This window comes from Variovorax sp. OK212 (assembly GCF_900112425.1).
In the GTDB taxonomy this organism is placed as follows: domain Bacteria; phylum Pseudomonadota; class Gammaproteobacteria; order Burkholderiales; family Burkholderiaceae_C; genus Variovorax.
In genome coordinates this window covers 85,869-104,954 of the sequence record NZ_FOLP01000019.1, presented here as the reverse complement: position 1 = coordinate 104,954, position 19,086 = coordinate 85,869, and the positions used below count along the sequence as shown (strand labels likewise).

Sequence of the window (19,086 nt, the reverse complement as noted above, 5' to 3'; positions counted from 1 at the left end):
AACCGGCGGCCGGGGGCGCGGTCAGGGGCCGAGCGCAAGCACGTAGCCCCCGCCGCGCACCGTGTGGATCAGCTTCAGTGCGAACGGACCGTCCAGCTTCTGGCGCAGCCTGAGGATGCCGACCGTGACCATGTTGTCGCGCTCCTGGGCATTCGATCCCCACACGGCCCTGATGAGCTCGGCGCGCGACAGCACCTCGCCCTTGTGCGCCATCAGCACGTCCAGCAGCTCGAACAAGGTGGCGCTGAGGCCGAGATCCACGCCTTGGCGGAACGCCTTGCCGCGCTCCCGGTCGACCGCCAGGTCGGCCAGCCGCAGGAGGCCCGCCTCCGGCTCGTGGCCGCGAGATGCCAGCGCCCACGCGCGCGCCAGCAGGTCGGCGGGCGCACAGGGCTTGACCAGGTACTCGGTCGCCCCCAGCGCCAGTCCTTCGAGACGATCGGCCAGCGGGTCTCGCTGCGTCAGCACGAGCAACGGGGCGGCGGTGCATCGGCGGACCGCACCTATCACTGCATGAACCGCCGCATGGATCTCCTCAGGTTGGCCCGCGTCGAGAACAACCAGCGCATACGGCTTGCCGGCGCGGAGCCATGCGCCGGCACTGCGCGTGTCGGCCTCGTCGACGGCGAAGCCGGACCTTGCGAGCATGGCGCCGAGCGTGTCGCGCAGCCCGTGCCCGGGTCCGAGGAGCAGGACGTTCACGGCCGGGCTCCCTTTGCCGTCGTGGCGCGGCCCTGCGGGTTCGGGAATGCCAAAGCCGGCACATCCGGCACATCCCGCGCATCCCGCGCATCCCGCAAATTGGGCGCGTTCGGCCCCGTGCGGGCTTGCCGGTGCGCGCAACCGTCGATGAGGAAGACGCCGATCACCAGCGCGATCACCGCGGCGTGGGCGGCTGCAAAACTCGAGAGGTATTTCATGGTTCTCGTTCGGTCGGTGGGCTGAAGGCCGGTGCGCGCTGGTGCGCGCTGGTGTGCGTCGGTGCGCGTTGGTGCGCGTTGGTGCGGTTCAGTCGAGCGCGACGACGCGATCGCCCGCACCGGGCAGGCAGCCGTCGGAGACGGGTTCCCACCCTCGGTGCAGCACGATCTGCCTGCCGTCGTGGCACAGCTCGACGCGTTCGCTCAGCGGGTGGCGTTCGCGCACGAAGGCTTCGACGGTCGAGGGCAGGCTCACGCGCAGCTTCAGGGCGTAGATGTCTTCCTGCGGGTGGTCGTCCAGATGCAGCAGCGGCACGAAGCTCGACGCGAAGACGAGCGCATGCGAGCCGACATCGACTGCCGCCGGCTTGTAGGGCGCGTCGCGCAACCATTGCTGGGCGCGCCGTCGCAGGTCGTTGCCGTCGGGCAGGCCGCCCCACGCCACGGCGAGCAGTTCCATCACCCACTGGTTGCAGTTCTGGTAGCGCAGGCTGAAGGGATAGGCGTTGGCGCTGTAGCGCGCGGCCAGCAGGTGCACGGCGCGCGGCGTGTCGAGCGCCGCGCCCCGCAGTGCCTGTGCTGCTTCGGGCGGCAGGGCCACGATGGAGACGTAGCCCAGCGCGGCGTCGTCGATGCCCATGACGAAACCAGCCAGGCCCTGGTCGTAGAGGCGCGGGTGCCCCTCGTCGCAGGCGTAGTAGAGCTGCCGCGCGGACCAGATGCCGCCCTCTCTGCCGCCCTCTCTGCCGCCCTCTGCCTTCCACGCGATGGCGGCGTGCGAGTAGCGGATGCGAAAGCGCGAGAGGTCCAGGCCGGAGCGGCTGATCAGCACGGCGTCGCTGCCCGTGGCCGAGAGCGCGTCCTGCACGGCGGCGGTGAAGCGCAGCAGGCGATCCTGCTGGCTTGCGCTGAGCGGTACCGCGCGATCGCAGAACTGCGAGGAGGAGGCCGCGTGCACAACGCACCCCGCGAAGGCAAGGGCAGCGGCGAGCCCCTGCAACGCCAGCCGGCGCAGGCGGCTCAAAGGCCCACGGGACGGGCGGCGAGCCCCCCGTACCAGTCGTCGGCCAGCACGAGGTAGAACGCCTCGCGCGTGTCGCCGCGTGCGAAAGCGGTGCCGTAGGCGCGCTGTTGCGTGCGCACGAGGTCGCCCGGGCCCAGGGCCTCTTTGGCGAAGGTGGCTTGCGGCAGTTCGAGCACGATGCGGCGTTGCGCGTCGTCGCTTTGCATCGCCACACGCGCGAAGCCCGCGCGGCCGGCGGCCTGCGCGACTTCGGTGATGCGGTAGTCGCCGTCGGCCACCTTGTCGCCGTCGAACGAACTCCTGCTGGAACCGCGCAGCGACGCGGACACGCTGCCGCTGGACGCGGAGCCGGCACTGGAAGCCACGGAAGAGGTGAAGCTGTCGGCCTGCGCCTGGAAGGCCGTGGCGAACACGGCCGCGAAGCCTGCAAGGCGGAAGAAATTGAGAGGGGTCACTGGAATGCTCCGGCTGTGTAGGTGGGACGGGGATGGGTCATTTCGCGTGGAAGATGCCGAGCCCCGGCCAGCGGGCCCGTGCCAGCACGCAGCGCAGCCTGATGCAGGCCCTGCGCAGCCGCCGCCGCAGCAACACCGCCAGCGCGTGGCCCGGTGCCTCGGCGGCTTGGGTCATTGCAGGTAGGCGACCAGCTGGTCGGCGCCGTTTTCGATGCCGACCATGGAGGCGCTCCGAGCCCCGATGCCGGCCTTGAGATTCCATGCGCCGGGGTACTGCTTGGCGACATAGGCACCCAGCAGTTCGTTGCTCGCGGCGTCGTAGATCTCCACCGCGAAGCTGACCGAACCCGTCATCGCGCCCTCCCTGCCGCGGATCGCCTGCACGGCGTTGTAGGGGCCGCCCATGAGATCGAAGCGCGAGAAGGTGCTGAGGAACGCCGTGTTCATCCTGGCGCCGGTGAGCGTCAGCTTGATCCGCACGGCGTTGGCGCCCCTGCCGGGGGCATTGCGAAAGCGCGCGTTCAGCTTGTCGGTGAACTGGCTCTGCATGGCGCGCGCGAGGAACACCTTGTCGTCTTCCGGCACGTCGCCGAACTGCGCGTCGCCGCCGCGGTAGATCGCGACCGGATCGAGCACGAAGGCCGAGTACCGCCGCCAGTCGATGTTCGTCTTGTATTCGAAGGGAATGCGACCGGAGTCGTCATGCTGGCTGGGCCGCAACTGGGGTGCGGAGGCAATGCCCGCATACGGAACCGGCTGTGTGCTGGCACACGCCGTCAGGCCCAGACAAACCGCCAGGGTGATGGCCGTGGAGCCACCGGAAAGAGCACGCATCGCGTTTCCTCACATCGAAAAAATGGTGAATGAACAAGGCAGCGGGAACGCCGTCCCGGCCTTGCGCAGCGACTGTTCGGTTTTATAACCGTACAGTACGGTTCATTATTGAGATGGATTCGAGCGATGTCAAGAAAACTGTACATTCGGGTATTCTTTTGAGGGATGCCATGAAGGTCAGGACAGAAGCGCGGCGCACCGCCATCCTCGAAGCGGCGGTGGCGCTGTTCAAGGAGCTGGGCTACGAGCGCACGTCGATGAACGAGCTCGCCAAGCGCCTGGGCGGCTCGAAGGCCACGCTGTACGGGTACTTCGCCTCCAAGGAGGAGCTCTTCGCCGCGGTCGTCCAGACCGTGGCCACCTCGCACCTGGCCGAGGCCGCGGTCGAACTGCAGGAGGTGACCGAGAACGCCACGCTCGAGTCGCAGCTCATGCGGTTCGGCAAGCGGATGCTGTTCGTGCTGACCAACGACGCCGACGCGCTGGCGGTCTACCGCATGGTCATCGCCGAAGCGGGGCACTCCGACGTGGGGCTGCAGTTCCACGAGTCGGGCCCCGCCGAGTACCTGCGGACCCTGGCGGGCTTCATGGAATCAGCGATGCAGCGCGGCGAACTGCGGACCTTGGACCCGCAGGTGGCCGCGCAGCAGTTCACGGCATTGGTCACGGCGGAGACCCAGTTGCGGCTGTACCAGTCCAACCCCGCGCCGGTGGCGCTCAAGCAGATCCACGCGATGGTGCAGCGCGCGGTCGATATGTTCCTTGCCGGGGCGGCGGCGCGTTAGTGCTTTTTGCGCAGTGGCGCAGTGGCGCAGTGGCGCACTGTTGCGCCCCACCCGCAATCCGCTAGAACAGCCCCTGCTGTGAAGTCGTCAACGCCATGAAGCTCTCTCCCATGGGCTGCAGGATGGCGTCGGCGATCGGCTGGAGCTGCTTGGTCAGGTAGTGCTCGTAGTCGATGCGGGAACGGCGCGTTTCCAGCGGCTCCGGCCCGTTGCGGGTCATGACGTAGTGGATCCATCCGCCGTTCTGATACTGCCTGGGCCGGTTGACCTGGTCGTTGTATTCGTCGGCGATGCGTGCCGCGCGCACCTGCGGCGGCACGTTGACCAGGTAGGCATCGAGGCGGTGGCGCAGGCGCTTGCGGTAGATGAGCAGTTCGTCCTTCTGCCCGGCCAGCGTCGACTGCGCATAGTCGGTCACGAACGCCTTGTAGGGCTCGCCCTGGAAGATGCGCGACAGCAGCCCCTCCTGAAACTGCCGCGCCAGCGGGGTCCAGTCGCTGCGCGCCATCTCCAGGCCGCGGTAGACCATTTCTTCCTTGCCCGAGGCATCCGCGCTCAGGCCGGCGTAGCGCTTCTTGCTGCCCACGTCCGAGCCGCGGATGGTGGGCATGAAGAACTTCCTGTAGTGGGTGTCGAACTCGATCTCCAGGAAGTTCTCCAGCCCCTGCGTTTCACGCAGCGTGCGCGTCCACCAGTCGTTGATGTCGCTCGCCAGGCTCGCCGCGACGGCATGCGCTTCCTCGTTGGTGTGGGTGCGCCTGAGCCAGATGAAGATGGAGTCGGTGTCGCCGTAGATGGCCTCGTAGCCGCGCTTCTCCACGAACTCGCGCGTGAGCTTCATCATCTCGTGCCCGCGCAGGGTCACGGCGGACACCAGCTTGGGGTTGAAGAAGCGGCACTCCGACGCGCCCAGCACGCCGGCGAAGGAGTTCATGAGCAGCTTCAAGGCCTGCGACAGCGGTTCGTTCCTGGCCCGCTTGGCCTCGTCCCGAGCGCGCCACAGCGTGGTCACGATTTCGGGCAGGCAGTGCTTCTCGCGCGAGAAGAGGGTCCCGCCCGGGCCCTTGACCAGCATGGCCGTCTCGCCGGCGTTCGCGCTCTCCACGAGGCCCACGGGGTCGACGAGAAAGGTCCGGATGATCGAGGGGTAGAGGCTCTTGTAGTCGAGCACCACCACGGAGTCGTAGAACCCGGGTTTCGAGTCCATCACGTAGCCGCCGGGGTAGGCCTTGCTCGCGATCTCTCCGACGTTGGGCGCCACGTAGCCCAGGCGGTGCATGCGCGGCAGGTAGTGGTGGCTGAACGCGGCAATGGAGCCGCCGAAGTGGTCGGCCTGCAGGCCCGTGGTGTAGGCCCGCTCCACCACGAACTGCAGCAGCTTCGCCTTGTCGAAGATGCGCAGCACCAGCTCGCAGTCGCGGATGTTGTAGAGCGCGAGCGCGGGCTTGTCCTGCTGGTAGCGCCGCTCAATCTCCGCCATCTTGTCGTACTCGTCGCCGATGGCCTTGCCCTCGCCCAGCAGCGCTTGCGAGACGGTCTCCAGGCTGAACGAAGGAAAGCTCCACACCGCGGCCTTGAGCGCGTCGATGCCGTCGATGATCACGCGCCCGGGCATGGGCGCGAACAGGTAGCCCTGCTTGCCCGGATGGGTGCGCCACGCGATGGGCCGGCGCTCGCGCCCCAGCAGGAGCTTCGCCCCGCAGTCGTCGGCTGTCTTCTGGAGCACGCGCAGGTCGAACTGGATGACGTTCCAGCCGATGAGAACGTCGGGGTCGTTCCTTTCGAACCAGTCGTTGAGTGCCTCGATCATGGCCTTGCGGGTGGGGCAATACACGAGCGAGAAGTCCAGGGGCCCACCGGCTTCAGATGGCGGCTCGCCCAGCATGAAGACCACGCGCTCCGGCATGCCGTCCAGCGCGATGGAATAGAGCGCCTCGTGCTGGCTGGTCTCGATGTCCAGCGACACCACCTTCAGCACCGGCCGGAATTCGGCGGCGGGCTTGAGCCTGCAGTCGACGAGGGTGCCGCGGCCTGCCCTGCCGCCTTCGACCCGCACGCCGGCGGTGATGAAGCGCTCCATCAGGTGGCGGTCGTGCGGCCGCACGTCGGCTTCGAGCAGCGGAATGCCCTGCGGCTGGAGGGCGCGCGCCAACCGGCCGAGCTGGCGGAAGTGCGTCGCATAGATGCCGATGACGGGCTCCTGCTGGAAGCTCTTGAGTTCGAGCTCGCGCAGCTGCAGCCCCGGCATGCTGCCGAGTTGCGCCTGCACCGCCGCCCGGTGCCGGCTTGCGACGAATGCGACGGCGGTCTGCGAGGTCAGGACCACCTTCCTCGGCCCCGCATCGGTTGCCAGCCAGTATTCGATTTCGGTCCCGGCCGGCGCGTCGCGCCAGTGGCGGGTGAGGATGAAGCCCTCGAATTCGGTGGGTGTCACGAGCGCTGGGGGAACCGGGTGATGCAGGAGGGCGGGCTGGGGACCGCCGATTTTCGCTGACGAACACCGAACGAGCCACACGGCGCCGATCCCCTTTTGTCGATGTTCGCCCGGCGTTCGCGGACCGGGTGCCGGCACCAAGCCTAAAACAACCCCGTCAGGGATAACCCTTGTCGATAACCCGATGTTATTGGCACGGCCCGCATTGGTATTGGATCGATCGGCGCTGCGTTCGTAGCATCCGGGCCCATGAATGCGCCCCTGGTCATCCCCGACATCGCGCCGCCGGTGAGCGGCAGCACCCTTCTCTTTCCGGTCGTCGGCAACCCGGTGTCGCAGGTGAAGGCGCCGCTGGCGTTCAACGCGCTGTTCCGCTGTGCGGGCATCGACGCGCTGGTGGTGCCGCTGGAGCTGCCGCCCGAATCGGTGGTCGAGACCTGCCGCGGCCTGCTGGCCTCCGGCAGCATCGGCGGGCTGCTGGTGACGGTGCCGTACAAGAAGACGCTGTTCGAGCTGGTCGCGCAGCCCGGTGAATCGGCGCGGCTGGTGGGCGCGGTGAACGCGATCCGGCGCGACACAGGCGCCGCAGGCGAGACCGGCGGCACGCTGCAGGGCGACCTGTTCGACGGCGTCGGCTTTCTCGCGGGGCTGCGCGCCGCCGGGCACGAGCCTTCGGGCCGCAAGGTGCTGGTGGTGGGCGCGGGCGGTGCGGGTTCCGCGGTGGCCGCGGCGCTGCTGTCGGCCGGCGTCGCGTGGCTGGGCATCTTCGACGTGAACGCCGCGCTGGCCGGCGCACTGGCCGCGCAGCTGCAGCAGCACTTCAGCGCCAGCGAGGTGGTGGCGCTGCGCACCCCGTCGCACATTGCCTGCGACATCGCCGTGAACGCCACGCCGCTCGGCATGAAGGCCGGCGACGCGCTGCCCTTCGACCCGGGCTCGCTCGCCGGCGGCACGCTGGTGGCCGACGTGATCATGCAGCCGGCCGAAACACCGCTGCTGCAGCGCGCGGCACAGCGCGGCCTGCGCGTGCACCCGGGGCGGCCGATGCTCGACCACCAGCTGCCGGCCTACCTCGACTTCTTCGGCCTTCCGCGGGCCGCGCGCATGGCGCAGGCCTGGCTGCGCGAGAACCATTCCAACCCTTGACGGAGACATTCCCATGAAAAAACTCGTTCGCCACCTGGCCCTCGGGCTCACCGCAGGCGCGGCGCTGCTGACCGCCGCCGGCGCCCATGCGCAGGCCTACCCGGCCAAGACCACCACGCTGGTGGTCGGCTTCGCGCCCGGCGGCTCGGGCGACATCCTGGCGCGCATGGTCGCGCAGAAGCTCACGACCTCGCTGGGGCAGCCGGTCATCGTCGACAACCGGCCCGGCGCGGGCGGCACCATCGCCAACAGCTTCGTGGCCAACGCGTCCGCCGACGGCTACACGCTGCTGTTCGTGACCAGCGGTTTCCCCGGCAGCACCGCGCTGTACCCGAAGCTGAACTACGACACGGTGAAGAGCTTCGCGCCGGTGGCCAAGGTCGGCGCCTCGCCGGTGGTGATGGTGGCGCCCGCGGGCTCGCCGCTGCACAGCCTGGCCGACGTGCTGGCCACCGCGCGCAAGGCGCCTGGCAAGCTCAACTACGCGGCCGGCGGCGGCGGCGCGACCACCACCAGCCTGGCGGCCGAGTTCCTCAAGAGCGAGGCCAAGGTCGACATGCTGATGATTCCGTACAAGGGCTCGGGCCCGGCGTTGACCGCGCTGATGGGCCATGAGGTCGACCTCGGCTTCGACATTCCCTCGAGCGCGCTGCCGCTCATCCGCTCGGGCAAGCTGCGCGCGCTGGCCGTGACCACCAAGGCACGCTCGGCCGCATTGCCCGACGTGCCCACCGTGGCCGAGACCGCGGTGCCCAACTTCGAGGTGACCGGCTGGTTCGGCATCCTTGCGCCGGCCGGCACGCCGCCCGAGGTGGTCGCGCGCCTGAACAAGGACGTGAACGCGGCCCTGGCCATGCCCGACGTGAAGGAGCGCCTGCAGGCGCTGGGCGTGGAGCCGGCGCACGGCAGCCCGGCCGAGTTCGGCCAGCTGATCGCGTCGGAGACGAAGCGCTACGGCGACGCGATCCGCCGGCTCGGCCTGAAGGCGGACTGAGGACGCACGCGTGACAGCAGCAGCACAAGCCCACATATCGTCCACCGCCGCGCCGGGCGCGGAACTCGAAGCCGACATCGTCGTGATCGGCGGCGGCCTGGGCGGCGTCTCGGCCGCGCTGGCCGCGGCGCGGCAAGGCGCGCGCGTGGTGCTGGTCGAGGAGCTCGACTGGCTCGGCGGCCAGCTCACCGCGCAGGCGGTGCCGCCCGACGAGCACCCGTGGATCGAAAGCCTGAGCGCCTCGCAGAGCTATGCCGCGCTGCGCCACGGCATTCGCGCGTACTACCGCACGCACATGCCGCTGACCGAGGCGGCGCGCGGCAGCCTGCGGCTGAACCCCGGCCAGGGCAACGTGAGCACGCTGTGCCACGAGCCCTGGGTGGCGGTGAAGGTGATCGACAGCCTGCTCGCGCCGCACGTGGCCGCCGGCCGCGTGACGGTGCTGCGCCAGCACCGCCTGCTGCAGGTGCAGGCCGGCGGCGACCGGCTTCGCGCCGTTCGCGTGCGCGACCTCGTGAACGAATGCGAGCGCGTGCTGCAGGCGCCGATGTTCATCGACGCCACCGAAATCGGCGACGTGCTCGAGATGGCGCAGGTCGAGCATGTGTTCGGCGCCGAGGCGCAGTCGCGCACCGGCGAGCTGAATGCGCTGCCCGAGGCCGACCCGTTCGACCAGCAGGCCATCACCTGGTGCCTGGCGGCCGACTACCTGCCCGGAGAGGACCACACCATCGACAAGCCGGCTGCGTACGACCGGCTCAAGACCTTGCAGCTCGACTGCTGGCCCGGCCCGCAGTTCAGCTGGACGCTGAGCGACTTCGTCACGCACCAGCCGCGCGAGCGGCCGCTGTTCGTCGGGCCGAGCGATGCCGAATCGCTCTACGACCTGTGGCACGCGCGGCGCATTGCATGGCGCCTGAACTTCGAGCCCGGCGCGTATGCGAGCGACATCACGCTGGCAAACTGGCCGCAGATGGACTACTGGGAAAAGCCCATCGTCGGCGTGACGCCGCAGGCCCAGGCGCAGGCGCTCGAAGAAGCGCGCCAGTTCAGCCTTGCCTTCTTCTACTGGATGCAGACCGATGCGCCGCGCCACGACGGCGGCTGCGGCTACCGCGGCCTGCGCCTGCGCGGCGACGTGCTGGGCACGAGCGACGGGCTGGCCAAGCAGGCCTACTACCGCGAGGGCCGCCGCATCGAGGCGGAGTTCACGGTGCTCGAGCAGCACGTCGGCGTGAAGGCGCGCCCGGGCCAGGACGCCGCGGAGTCGTTCTTCGACAGCGTGGGCATCGGCGCCTACCGCATCGACCTGCACCCGAGCACGCGCGGGCGCAACACGGTGGACATCGACTCGTTCCCGTTCCAGATCCCGCTGGGCGCGCTGCTGCCCGTGCGCGTGGACAACCTGCTGCCCGCCTGCAAGAACCTCGGCACCACGCGCGTCACCAACGGCGCGTACCGCGAGCACGCGACGGAGTGGAGCATCGGCGAGGCCTCGGGCACGCTGGCCGCGTTCGCGCTGGCGCGCAGGCAACCGCCGCGCGCGGTGCGCGCCGACGCTGCGCTGCTGGCCGACTTCCAGGCCACGCTGGAGCGGCAAGGCGTGCTGCTGGCGTGGCCGGCCTTCGGTGCGCTCACGCCCACGCGGCGCGTGGGCTACAAGCACGCTGCTGCATGAGCGCGAGCGTGAACGTGAGCAGCCTGCGCAAGGTCAGCCGCTGACCAGCCCCGCGGCCTCCACGCCGGCCTTGCAGATGGCCTCGTCCTCGTCGCCCGTGCCGCCGCTGGCGCCCACGGCGCCGAGCACCTGGCCTTGCGCGTCCTTGATGACCACGGCGCCGGTCTGCGGCAGGAAGCGGCCATCGGCCGTGGCGGCCAGCGAGACGAAGAAGTTCGGGTTGTCCTTGGCGCGCTCGGCCAGCGCGCGGCTGGACACGCCCATGCCGACCGCGCCCCAGGCCTTGGCGCGCGCCACGTCGAAGCGGAACATGCTGGCGCCGTCCTCGCTCACGAAGGCCTTGAGGTGGCCGGCGGCGTCGAGCACGGCGATGGCCATGGGCTTGTAGCCGGCCTCCTTCGATTTCGCGATGGCGGCGTCGATGACGGTGCGGGCTTGCTGCAGTGTGAGGGTGTTGCTCATGAAGGTGTCCTGGTTCAGGGAGTGACGCCGGGAGCGTCGGGGGTAGAGGTACCGGCGTGCGTGAGCGCGTCGAAGCCGAAGCGGTTCATGCTGCCGAACATCGGCATGGCGGGGTGCGGCACGAAGCGGGTGCGGCAGTCGAGCACCGCGGGCAGCCCCGAAGCCAGTGCACGCTGCATCGCGGGGCCGACCTCTTCGGCGCGCGTGACGCGCTCGCCGTGGCAGCCGAAGCCGCGCGCAATGGCCGCGTAGTCGGTCTCCTCGAGCCCCGTGCCCAGCTCGAAGCCCAGCGCATTGCGCTGGCCGGTGCGGATGATGCCCCAGGCCTCGTTGTTGTGGATCACGGTGAGCACCGGCAGCCGGTGGCGGCGCGCGGTGTCCAGCTCGTTCATGGTGAAGCCGAAGGAGCCGTCGCCGGTGACCTGCACCACGGCGCGCCCGGGGTGCTGGGCCTGCAGCGCCATCGCATAGGGCAGGCCGAAGCCGAGGTGGCTCATGCCGGGCTCGTGAAAGCGCGTGCGCACCGCGTGCACCGGCGTGAAGTCGTTGCTCCAGAAGCTGGTGTGGCCGCCGTCGTACACGGCCAGCGCGTCGCCCGGCAGGGCGCGTGCGATCTCGCGCGCGAGGGTGGCGGGGTGCATCGCCTCGCCGTCCTCGGCTGCCGAGTCGGCCAGGGCCGAGAGCTTCGCCTCGTAGGCGGCGCGCACGCCGCGTGCGGCGGGCAGCCAGTCGACATCCACGCGCGCGGCCACGCCGTCGTCCCACGCGGCGAGCAGGTCGTCGAGCGCGGCGCCCGCATCGGCCTGCAGCGCCACCGCGTGCAGCGCCGGATGCCCGAGCGCGAGCGGATCGATGTTGATGCTCACCATGCGGTGGCCGCGGCGCGCGAAGGGGCCGTGCGCGTCCCACATCCACGACGACCAGCGGCAGCCGACCGCGACGATGGCGTCGGCCTGCGCGAAGGCATGGCGCACCGCCTCGCCGGCGATCAGCCCGCCATGGCCGATGAAGTGCGGGCTGTCCGACGCCACCACGCCCAGCGCCATCTGCGTGGGGACCACCGGTGCGTTCAGCCGGCGCGCGAGCTCGCGCAGCTGCGGTGCCGCGCCGCTTGCCACCACGCCGCCGCCCGCGACCACCAGCGGCCGCCGCGCGGTGCGCAGCAGCGCAATGGCGTCGGCCACGCCGGCGGCGTCGGGCCGCACGCGGCCCGTGGCGCGGTAGTGCGCGGGCGCAATGTCGAAGGCGTCGTCGGCGAAGCTGCAGCGCTGCGACAGCACGTCCTGCGGAATGTCGAGGTGCACCGGGCCGGGCCGGCCGCTCAGCGCTTCGCGAAAGGCGCGCCGCGCGAGCTCGGGCATGCGGCGCGCGTCGTGCACCACGGCGTTCCACTTGGTGACGGGGCGGGTCACGCCGACGGTGTCGAGGTCCATGAACATGCCGCTGTGCGGGTAGCTCGCGGCGCGGTGCTGGTTGGTGGTGACGGCCAGCAGCGGCAGGTTGTTGGCGAACGCCACGCCGAGGCCGGAGGCCATGTTCAGGCCGCCCGGCCCCATCTCCGCGATGGCCACCGCCATGCGGCCGGTGCCGGCGTGGGTGGCCGCGGCCATCATGGGCCCGGCGCCTTCGTGCCGCACGCCGAGAAAGCGCAGCTCGCTCTGCTGCGAGATGGCGTGCAGCAGCGCGCCGAGCTTGCCGCCGACGATGCCGTAGACATCGCGCACCTGCTCGCCGAGCAGCACGCGCACCAGCGCCTGCGCGCCATTGAGTTCCAGGGCCAAGTCTCAGTCCTCCGCGGTGAATCCGGAGGCTTTCACCACCGGGGCCCAGCGGGCCAGGTCGGCGCGCAGCATGCGCGCGAACTCGTCGGCCGGCTGGTGCAGGGGCGCCAGCCCGCTCTGGGCCAGCGCGGCGACGAAGTCGGGCGCCTGCAGGCCTTCGCGCACCAGCGTGTTCAGTCGCGCCACGGTGTCGGCGGGTGTCCTGGCGGGCACGAACCAGCCCAGCCATTCCTGCACTGCGATGTCGTTGTAGCCCTGCTCGGCGAAGGTGGGCACGTCGGGCAGGAAGGGCGAGCGCGCCGCGCTGGACACCGCCAGCCCGCGCAGCTTGCCGCTGCGGATGTGCGGCATCACCTCGCCCAGCACGCTGATGCTCACCGGCACCTGGCCGCCCAGCACGTCGTTGAGCAGCGGGGCGCCGCCCTTGTAGGCGATGGGCATCATCGGCGCGCCGCTGGCCTTGGCCAGCATGATGCCGACGAAGTGCAGCGCGGAGCCCGCCGAGGGAATGCCGTAGTTCGCCTGCGTGGGGTTGGCCTTGGCCCACTTCACGTAGTCGGCCACGGTCTTCACGTCCCCCGGCAGGCCGGGCCCGGCCGTGAGCACGAACGAGTAGGTCGCGGTGCTGGTCACTGGAATGAAGTCGGCCAGCGGGTCGTACGTGAGCTTCCTGTAGGTGTGCGGATAGAGCGTCATCGGCGAGCTCGGGATCTGCAGGATGGTCAGCCCGTCGGGCGCCGCGCGCCGCACGTAGTCGACGGCGATGCGCCCGCCCGCGCCGGGGCGGGCCTCGACCACCATGCTGGCCGCGTACTTGCCGCGCAGGCGCTCGGCGAGCGGGCGCGCCACGTAGTCGCCCATGCCGCCGGCGGGAAAGCCGGAGACGATGAAGGCGTTGCCCGGAAGCGGTGGCACAGGTGCCTGGGCCTGCGCGCCGCCGAAGCGCCCGAGCGCCGTCAGCGCAGCCGCGCCCCCGAGAAAGGACCGTCGTTGCATGGCTTGTCTCCTGGGCGCCGGGCGCCCGTTGTTGTCTTGTGCCGCCATGGTGCCCGCGCCGGCGCGCGGCGGCCATGGACAAAGCGGGCGGCTGCGGGTAGTTTTCCGGCATCGATCGCTTCGACCCCGCACGACTGGCACGACACGCCCCTACCCTTCGGACCGCCCCATGAAGCCCTCCCCCACGCCCCTGCTGCATGTGCCGTTTAGCGAGGTCCGGCACGAAGAACCCGACGACTGCCTGCACTACGAGCCGGTGGCCGTGCGCGGCAGCGAGATGAACTGGACGATTCCGGCGCACCGGCACGAATCGCTGTACCAGTTCCAGTTGATCGAGCAAGGCGCGGTGCGGGGCACGGTCGACGGCCGCGCCTTCGAGGCGCGCGCGCCGGTGCTGCTGATGCTGGCACCGGGCTCGGTGCACGGCTTCACCTACACGCGCCACGCGGTCGGCCACCAGGTGACGCTGTCTTCGCGCACGCTGCGCAAACTGCTCGACGGCTCCAGCCTGGCGGCGTCGGCGCTCGGTGCCTCTTTCGTGCTGGGCGAGCCGCGCGCGGAAGACGCGGCGGCATGCGCCGGCCTGTTCGCGCAGGTGGCCGAGGAGTTCCGCGCGCGGCAACCCGGCCGCGTGCATGCGCTGCTGGCCCTTGCCACGCTGCTGGCGGTGCAGTTCGTGCGGCTGCGCGACGGGCAGTCCGCGCGCGAGCAATCGGCCGGCGCGCGCGACGCCCTGGTCAGGCGCTACCAGGCGCTGGTGGAGCAGCACTACGGCGAGCATCGGCCGCTGGTCTTCTATGCCGACCTGCTGGCCGTCACGCCCGACCACCTGAGCCGCAGCTGCCGCAACACCATGGGGCAATCGGCGCAGCAGCTGCTGCACGAGCGCCTGCTGCTCGAGGCGCGGCGGCTGCTGGCCTACACCGAGATGCCGGTGGCCGAGGTGGCCACGCAGCTGGGCTATGCCGACGCGGCCTACTTCAGCAAGTTCTTCAACCGCAGCCTCGGTCACTCGCCGTCGGCGTACCGGGCGCTGATGGCGCGCGGGGTGCGCGGCGCCTGACGCGCACGGCGCCCCGCCTGCGGGCCCACACCCACACGCCGGTGACGGACAGCACGGCCACGGCAAGGCCGAGCAGCGCCACCAGCACCTTGTAGGGCATGCCGAACACGCGCGCCATGTGCAGCGCGCCCAGCCACTCTTCCAGCGCATTGCCGCTCGCACCACCCACGAAGCCGCGCAAGGCGCCGGTGGACGCGTCGATCAGCACCGTGGTCGAGCCTGCGGCATCGCGGATGTCCAGGCTGGAGCGCACGCGGTAGGCGTAGAGGCCGCGCGAGCGGTCCAGCCGCAGGTCGCGCTGCGCGATGACGGTGAAGCCCTTGTCCTTGGCCGCCGCCGCCATGGCCTCGCGGGCGGCCGCGTGCGCGGCGCGCCATTCGAGCAAGGACTGCGAAGGATCGAACGGCTTCGCCGGCAGGCCGGCCCACGCGTCCTGCGTCACGGTGACCAGCGACATCACGGGCCGGTAGACGCTGTCGCGCAGCGTGAGCATCACGGCCGACGCTGCGAACACCAGCAGCACCGGCCAGAGCCAGAGGCCTGAGCTGCGGTGCAGGCTGAAGCTCCATCGCGCGGCGCTGCCTCGCGGTGCGAGCCGCCAGGCCGCGCGCCAGCGCCGCCACCAGCCGGCAGGGCCTTGCCGCGGGAGCGTGAGAAAAAAGCCGGCGAGGCAGTTGAAGGTCCACAGCAACGCAACCGCGCCGAGCACGCGCGCGCTCCAGGGCACGGGCAGCGCCAGCGCGTAGTGCAGCCGGTAGATGAAGCTGACGGCGGTCTTGCGCTCGAACAGCGAGCGGCCCCACAGCCGCGTGCCGAGCACTTCGCCGGTGTACGGGTTCATGAAAAGCTCGTCGACGTCGAGCGGCGTCGGCTGGCCGGTCAGTGGATCGGCGAGCGGATCGGTGCGGGCCGCGAGGATGAAGCGCAGCGCGCGCGCCGGCTGCGGCGCCAGGATCACGCTGTCGATCCGGGCCTGCGGCGGCGCGGCGCGCTGCGCCAGTTCGCGCAGTTCGAAGGCGTCGCGCATCGGCACGGCCTGCGACGCAACGACGAAGAGCGACGGGTTGAGCCAGGCCTCGAGCGGGTCCTCGAAGGCCAGCGGGCTGCCGGTGAGGCCGGCGAGCACGAGAAAGGCGGCCGTGGCGAGGCCGGCCCAGCGATGCAGCCGCAGGAGGCGCTTGCGCATTGCCGGGCGCTGCCGCGTCAGTCGCCCGTCTTCGGCAGGGCGAAGGCCAGCGTGGCCTCGAGGCCGTCTTCGTCGGCCTCGGCCTTGTCGGCGCGCGGCCGCACGAGCGACACGGCGATCACGTTCAGCCCGCTGCTGCCGAGCACGACCGACGCGCGCCCCGTGCGGTCGGTCCTGGCGCGCGGCCCCGACACATTGCCGGTGAAGTCGCCGATGACGGCGGCGCCGGCCACGGGCTTGCCCCTGGAGAGCACGCGCACGGCCAGCGGCTGGCCGCGGCGCAGCGCCATCGGGTCGGCCAGCGGCACGATCTCCAGCGCCATGCCCAGCGGCTTGAAGGGCATGGCCACCGGCTTGAGCAAGGTGGTGCCGTACTTCATGTAGTAGCCCGCCTTCTTCGCGGCGGGCACCTGCGCGCGCGAGCCGCTCACCCATTTGCCGTCGGGGCCCTGCGACCAGAAGCCGTCTTCCACCGCCATCGACAGCACGGCCGCGTCGGCGGCGGGCTCGACGACCACGTTGCGCGTGCGCGGCTGCAGCTTGACGCCGGCCGGCGCGCCTTGCGCGGTGAAGGCCTTGACCTCGTGGACCTGGCGCGGCTCGTAGCTTTCGTCGAGCGCGCCTTCGCCCAGGACGAGCGCGAGTTCGCTCGCGCGCTGCGCGACCCACACGCCGTGCGCGAGCGCCGTGGCGCTTGCCGCCAGCGCGCACAGGAGGACGGCCGTGCGCACGGCCGTTCGGAGCTTGTTCATGCGGACCGCCCTTCTCAGAAGTTCACCGTGGTCGCGAGGCGGACGATGCGCGGGTTGCCCTGCGTCACGCCGCCGTAGTTGACCGAGCTCCAGTAGCGCCGGTTGGTGACGTTCTCGATCGACAGGCGGATCACCGAGGACTTGCCCATCCACCGCGTCACGTAGGCGGCGCCCAGGTCCCAGCGCGTGAAGCTGGGCACGATCATGGTGTTGGCGCGGTCCAGCGGGCGGTTGCCCACGTGGTACACGCCGGTGTTGAAGGACAGGCCCGGCACCGACGCGAGCCGGTAGTCGAGGAACACGTTCGCCTGGAAGCGCGCGACGTTGCTGGGGCGGCGCCCTTCGAGCGCCGCGTCGCCGGTGTCGCGCTGTTCCGCGTCGAGCCAGGACACGCCGGCGATGCCGCTGAGCTGCGGCGTGATCTCGCCGTTCGCGGTGAACTCCACGCCGCGGTGGCGCTGCCGTCCCTGCTGGCGGAAGATGTTGTCGGCGGGCGAGACGGCCTGCAGCGGCTTGTCCATGTCGAAGGCGGCGGCGGTGAGCATGAGGCCGTCGAGCACGCGGCTCTTCACGCCGATCTCGTACTGCCGGCTCTTGATGGGGCCGAGCTTCTGCAGCGCGTTGTCGGCATAGCTGGGCGCATAGGCACCCTGCTCGAAGCCTTCGCCGTAGGTGGCGTAGACGGTGGTGCGCTCGCTCGGCTTGTACATGACGCTCAGCGTGGGCACGGTGACGCGGGTGCTGTACTTCGGCGTGCCGTCGTACTTGCTGCCGATGTCGCTGCCGTAGGCGATGTGGCGCGCGCCCAGCAGCAGCTGCCACTGCGGCGTGAAGCTGATGGTGTCGCTCACGAAGACGCTGCTTTGCCGCGCGGTGCTCGAGGGCAGGTGCGTGTTGTCGGGCAGGTAGGGCTGCGCGTAGGGCAGCGGCCGGTAGACGTTGCCGATCATCTGCGGGAAGCGCAGGTAGTCGCCGTCGGGCGACTCGAGGCTCGAGTACGAGTAGCCGACGACCGTCTCGTGCCCGATCGATCCGGTCTTGAAGCGCCCGGTGGCGAACAGCTGGCCCGCGGCCGTGGGATAGGGCTCGCCCTCGTAGCGCGTGTTGCCCTTGAGCACGTCGCCGTTGGCGGCCACCTGCGAGGCGTTGAAGAACAGCGCGTTGCGCTGGGTGCGGCTGAAGCCCAGCTGCGCGGTCAGGTCCCACTGGCTGTTGATGGCGTAGTCCAGGCGCGCGCCGAGGTTCCAGGCGTCGGTCTTGTACTGGCCCCAGGGCTGGCCGACCAGCGTGCGCGGGTCGAAGCTCGAGGCCGGCACCACGGTCGCGTCGCTGCGCGCACCGATCATGCCGCTGGCCGCGAGCGATTTCTTCTGCCAGTCGAAGTCGAGCTGCAGCAGGGTGTCGCGGTTGATCTTGATGTCCACAGCGCCGCTCAGGAAGTCGCGCTTCAGGTCGCCGAAGTGCGTGAAGTCGCCGACCTTTTCAGTGGCCGCGTTGAAGCGGTAGCCCGCGGTGCCGTTGGCGTCCAGCGGCCCGCCGGCGTCGATGGCCGCATAGCGCCCGCCGTAGCTGCGCACCTCGGCCGTCAGGCTGGCGAAGCGCTCGCGCGTGGGGCGCTTGATCACGTAGTTGACGATGCCGCTGGGCTCGCCCACGCCGTAGAGAAAGCCCGACAGGCCCTTGAGCACGTCGACGCGCTCCTTGTTCTCCAGCGGCACGTCGCTGTAGATGTTGGCCAGCAGGCCGTCGCGGCGCACGTTGTTGAACGCGTTGGCCGAGAAGCCGCGCACGGCCACGCCGTCGAACGACGAGAAGCCCGAGGTCGGCGTGACCGACGGGTCGTTGCGCAGCACGTCGAGCGCGGTGCGCGCGCGCTGCGTCTCGATGGTGTCGACGGTGTAGGAGCCCACGGCGAACGGCAGGTCCTGCAGCGAGCGCACGCCGAGCGCGCCGGCGTTGACGTCCTGCACGTCGTAGAGCTTCTCGCGCCGCGCGCTGACGGTGACCGGGGCGAGCGTGGGGCCCGTGGTGCCGGTGGTGCCGGTGGTGCCGCTGGCGCCGGTAGCGCCGGCGACACCGGCGGCAGTGCCCGGCGCGGTCTTCTCCGGGCCTTCGGCGCCCACCGCCGATGCGGTCTTGCGCAGCCGCAGGCCGCCGTTGGCGCCCGCTACCGCTTCGAGGCCGCTGCCCGCGAGCAGCCGGTCGAGCGCGGCGGGCACGGTGAAGCTGCCCCGCAGCCCGGGGCTCTTCAGGCCCTGGGTCAGCGTGGGGTCGATGGCGATCATCACGTTGGCCTCGCGGCCGAAGCGGCCGAGCACGCTGTCCAGCGAGCCGGCCTCGATGGCGTAGGGGCGGCTCGCGGCGGCCGCCTGCGGGGCGGGTTCCGCCGGTGCGGCTTGTGCGGCCTGTGCGGCCTGCGCCCAGGCTGGTGCACCCGCAGCCATGGCTGCGGCCAGGCAGCCGGCGCGCGCGGCGAGCGCCAACGCGAAGGGCTGGAAACTGCGTTCGCGTGGGTCGCATGGATCGCGCGGCTCGCATGGGTCGCGTCTTTCGGGCCTGGCGATGAATGCCATGTG

At 70.7% G+C, this 19,086-nt stretch carries 18 protein-coding genes; 5 read left to right on the top strand and 13 right to left on the bottom strand.

Going from position 1 to position 19,086, the window contains the following annotated elements; all coding sequences use genetic code 11:
• Window positions 1–21: 21 nt before the first annotated feature.
• From BM004_RS33160 to BM004_RS33140, 6 genes are all read right to left on the bottom strand, one after another.
• Window positions 22–702, bottom strand: coding sequence for a winged helix-turn-helix domain-containing protein (locus BM004_RS33160; protein WP_093219818.1), 681 nt, complete (start codon window positions 700–702; stop codon window positions 22–24).
• On the bottom strand, window positions 699–920 hold the full coding sequence (locus BM004_RS33155) for a hypothetical protein (protein WP_093219816.1): 222 nt from the start codon (window positions 918–920) through the stop codon (window positions 699–701). The genes BM004_RS33160 and BM004_RS33155 overlap by 4 nt, the downstream gene beginning before the upstream one ends.
• 88 nt (window positions 921–1,008) lie before the next feature.
• The gene (locus BM004_RS33150; protein WP_093219813.1) at window positions 1,009–1,944 is read right to left on the bottom strand and encodes a DUF2145 domain-containing protein; all 936 of its coding nucleotides are present in this window, start codon (window positions 1,942–1,944) and stop codon (window positions 1,009–1,011) included.
• The gene (locus tag BM004_RS33145; RefSeq protein ID WP_093130305.1) at window positions 1,941–2,399 is read right to left on the bottom strand and encodes a hypothetical protein; all 459 of its coding nucleotides are present in this window, start codon (window positions 2,397–2,399) and stop codon (window positions 1,941–1,943) included. The genes BM004_RS33150 and BM004_RS33145 overlap by 4 nt, the downstream gene beginning before the upstream one ends.
• Window positions 2,400–2,436: 37 nt before the next feature.
• Window positions 2,437–2,574, bottom strand: a complete 138-nt coding sequence (locus BM004_RS41630; RefSeq protein ID WP_177206682.1) for a hypothetical protein — start codon at window positions 2,572–2,574, stop codon at window positions 2,437–2,439.
• Window positions 2,571–3,233: a DUF3313 domain-containing protein gene (locus tag BM004_RS33140; RefSeq protein ID WP_093130304.1), complete on the bottom strand. Its 663-nt coding sequence runs from the start codon at window positions 3,231–3,233 to the stop codon at window positions 2,571–2,573. Before BM004_RS33140 ends, BM004_RS41630 begins: the two co-directional genes overlap by 4 nt.
• Before the next feature lie 170 nt (window positions 3,234–3,403).
• On the opposite strand from BM004_RS33140, the gene BM004_RS33135 reads away from it, so the two are divergent.
• On the top strand, window positions 3,404–4,018 hold the full coding sequence (locus BM004_RS33135; RefSeq protein WP_093130303.1) for a TetR/AcrR family transcriptional regulator: 615 nt from the start codon (window positions 3,404–3,406) through the stop codon (window positions 4,016–4,018).
• 61 nt (window positions 4,019–4,079) lie between these two features.
• Here BM004_RS33135 and BM004_RS33130 read toward each other — a convergent pair whose 3' ends face one another.
• A complete protein-coding gene (locus BM004_RS33130) occupies window positions 4,080–6,452 on the bottom strand; it encodes a DNA polymerase II (protein WP_093219811.1) in 2,373 nt (790 codons plus the stop codon).
• Between the two features lie 249 nt (window positions 6,453–6,701).
• Between BM004_RS33130 and BM004_RS33125 the strand changes: the two genes are divergently transcribed.
• The 3 genes from BM004_RS33125 to BM004_RS33115 are packed head-to-tail and all read left to right on the top strand — an operon-like array spanning window position 6,702 to window position 10,270.
• On the top strand, window positions 6,702–7,598 hold the full coding sequence (locus BM004_RS33125; RefSeq protein ID WP_093219808.1) for a shikimate dehydrogenase family protein: 897 nt from the start codon (window positions 6,702–6,704) through the stop codon (window positions 7,596–7,598).
• A gap of 13 nt (window positions 7,599–7,611) precedes the next feature.
• The gene (locus BM004_RS33120) at window positions 7,612–8,592 is read left to right on the top strand and encodes a tripartite tricarboxylate transporter substrate binding protein (protein WP_093219805.1); all 981 of its coding nucleotides are present in this window, start codon (window positions 7,612–7,614) and stop codon (window positions 8,590–8,592) included.
• Window positions 8,593–8,602: 10 nt separating this feature from the next.
• Window positions 8,603–10,270: an FAD-dependent oxidoreductase gene (locus BM004_RS33115; protein ID WP_093219802.1), complete on the top strand. Its 1,668-nt coding sequence runs from the start codon at window positions 8,603–8,605 to the stop codon at window positions 10,268–10,270.
• Window positions 10,271–10,303: 33 nt separating this feature from the next.
• On the opposite strand, the gene BM004_RS33110 is transcribed toward BM004_RS33115, so the two are convergent.
• Genes BM004_RS33110 through BM004_RS33100 form a run of 3 tightly spaced genes read right to left on the bottom strand, consistent with a single transcriptional unit; the run spans window position 10,304 to window position 13,509 of the window.
• A complete protein-coding gene (locus BM004_RS33110; protein ID WP_093130299.1) occupies window positions 10,304–10,732 on the bottom strand; it encodes a GlcG/HbpS family heme-binding protein in 429 nt (142 codons plus the stop codon).
• A 14-nt stretch (window positions 10,733–10,746) separates the two neighbouring features.
• Window positions 10,747–12,513 carry a thiamine pyrophosphate-binding protein gene (locus BM004_RS33105; RefSeq protein ID WP_093219799.1) on the bottom strand — a complete coding sequence of 589 codons (1,767 nt, stop codon included), beginning with the start codon at window positions 12,511–12,513 and terminating at the stop codon, window positions 10,747–10,749.
• A 3-nt stretch (window positions 12,514–12,516) separates the two neighbouring features.
• A complete protein-coding gene (locus BM004_RS33100; RefSeq protein ID WP_177206681.1) occupies window positions 12,517–13,509 on the bottom strand; it encodes a Bug family tripartite tricarboxylate transporter substrate binding protein in 993 nt (330 codons plus the stop codon).
• Window positions 13,510–13,678: 169 nt separating this feature from the next.
• Between BM004_RS33100 and BM004_RS40965 the strand changes: the two genes are divergently transcribed.
• Window positions 13,679–14,572, top strand: a complete 894-nt coding sequence (locus BM004_RS40965) for an AraC family transcriptional regulator (RefSeq protein WP_177206680.1) — start codon at window positions 13,679–13,681, stop codon at window positions 14,570–14,572.
• On the opposite strand, the gene BM004_RS33085 is transcribed toward BM004_RS40965, so the two are convergent.
• From BM004_RS33085 to BM004_RS33075, 3 genes are read right to left on the bottom strand one after another with little or no spacing between them, the layout of a single operon-like run.
• Complete coding sequence (locus BM004_RS33085; protein ID WP_093219791.1) at window positions 14,502–15,758, bottom strand: PepSY-associated TM helix domain-containing protein; 1,257 nt, start codon at window positions 15,756–15,758, stop codon at window positions 14,502–14,504. The two genes, BM004_RS40965 and BM004_RS33085, sit on opposite strands and share 71 nt — an antisense overlap.
• Window positions 15,759–15,775: 17 nt before the next feature.
• Window positions 15,776–16,510, bottom strand: coding sequence for a DUF4198 domain-containing protein (locus tag BM004_RS33080; RefSeq protein ID WP_093219788.1), 735 nt, complete (start codon window positions 16,508–16,510; stop codon window positions 15,776–15,778).
• 14 nt (window positions 16,511–16,524) lie between these two features.
• On the bottom strand, window positions 16,525–19,083 hold the full coding sequence (locus tag BM004_RS33075; RefSeq protein ID WP_177206679.1) for a TonB-dependent siderophore receptor: 2,559 nt from the start codon (window positions 19,081–19,083) through the stop codon (window positions 16,525–16,527).
• Window positions 19,084–19,086 lie beyond the last annotated feature (3 nt).

Bases quoted from the DNA above. Each gene is read 5' to 3' on its own strand.
- BM004_RS33135 (WP_093130303.1), top strand. From the start codon at position 3,404: ATGAAGGTCAGGACAGAAGCGCGGCGCACCGCCATCCTCGAAGCGGCG.
- BM004_RS33140 (WP_093130304.1), bottom strand. From the start codon at position 3,233: ATGCGTGCTCTTTCCGGTGGCTCCACGGCCATCACCCTGGCGGTTTGT.
- BM004_RS33100 (WP_177206681.1), bottom strand. From the start codon at position 13,509: ATGCAACGACGGTCCTTTCTCGGGGGCGCGGCTGCGCTGACGGCGCTC.
- BM004_RS33155 (WP_093219816.1), bottom strand. From the start codon at position 920: ATGAAATACCTCTCGAGTTTTGCAGCCGCCCACGCCGCGGTGATCGCG.
- BM004_RS33080 (WP_093219788.1), bottom strand. From the start codon at position 16,510: ATGAACAAGCTCCGAACGGCCGTGCGCACGGCCGTCCTCCTGTGCGCG.
- BM004_RS33085 (WP_093219791.1), bottom strand. From the start codon at position 15,758: ATGCGCAAGCGCCTCCTGCGGCTGCATCGCTGGGCCGGCCTCGCCACG.
- BM004_RS40965 (WP_177206680.1), top strand. From the start codon at position 13,679: ATGAAGCCCTCCCCCACGCCCCTGCTGCATGTGCCGTTTAGCGAGGTC.
- BM004_RS33110 (WP_093130299.1), bottom strand. From the start codon at position 10,732: ATGAGCAACACCCTCACACTGCAGCAAGCCCGCACCGTCATCGACGCC.
- BM004_RS33120 (WP_093219805.1), top strand. From the start codon at position 7,612: ATGAAAAAACTCGTTCGCCACCTGGCCCTCGGGCTCACCGCAGGCGCG.
- BM004_RS33075 (WP_177206679.1), bottom strand. From the start codon at position 19,083: ATGGCATTCATCGCCAGGCCCGAAAGACGCGACCCATGCGAGCCGCGC.
- BM004_RS41630 (WP_177206682.1), bottom strand. From the start codon at position 2,574: ATGACCCAAGCCGCCGAGGCACCGGGCCACGCGCTGGCGGTGTTGCTG.
- BM004_RS33125 (WP_093219808.1), top strand. From the start codon at position 6,702: ATGAATGCGCCCCTGGTCATCCCCGACATCGCGCCGCCGGTGAGCGGC.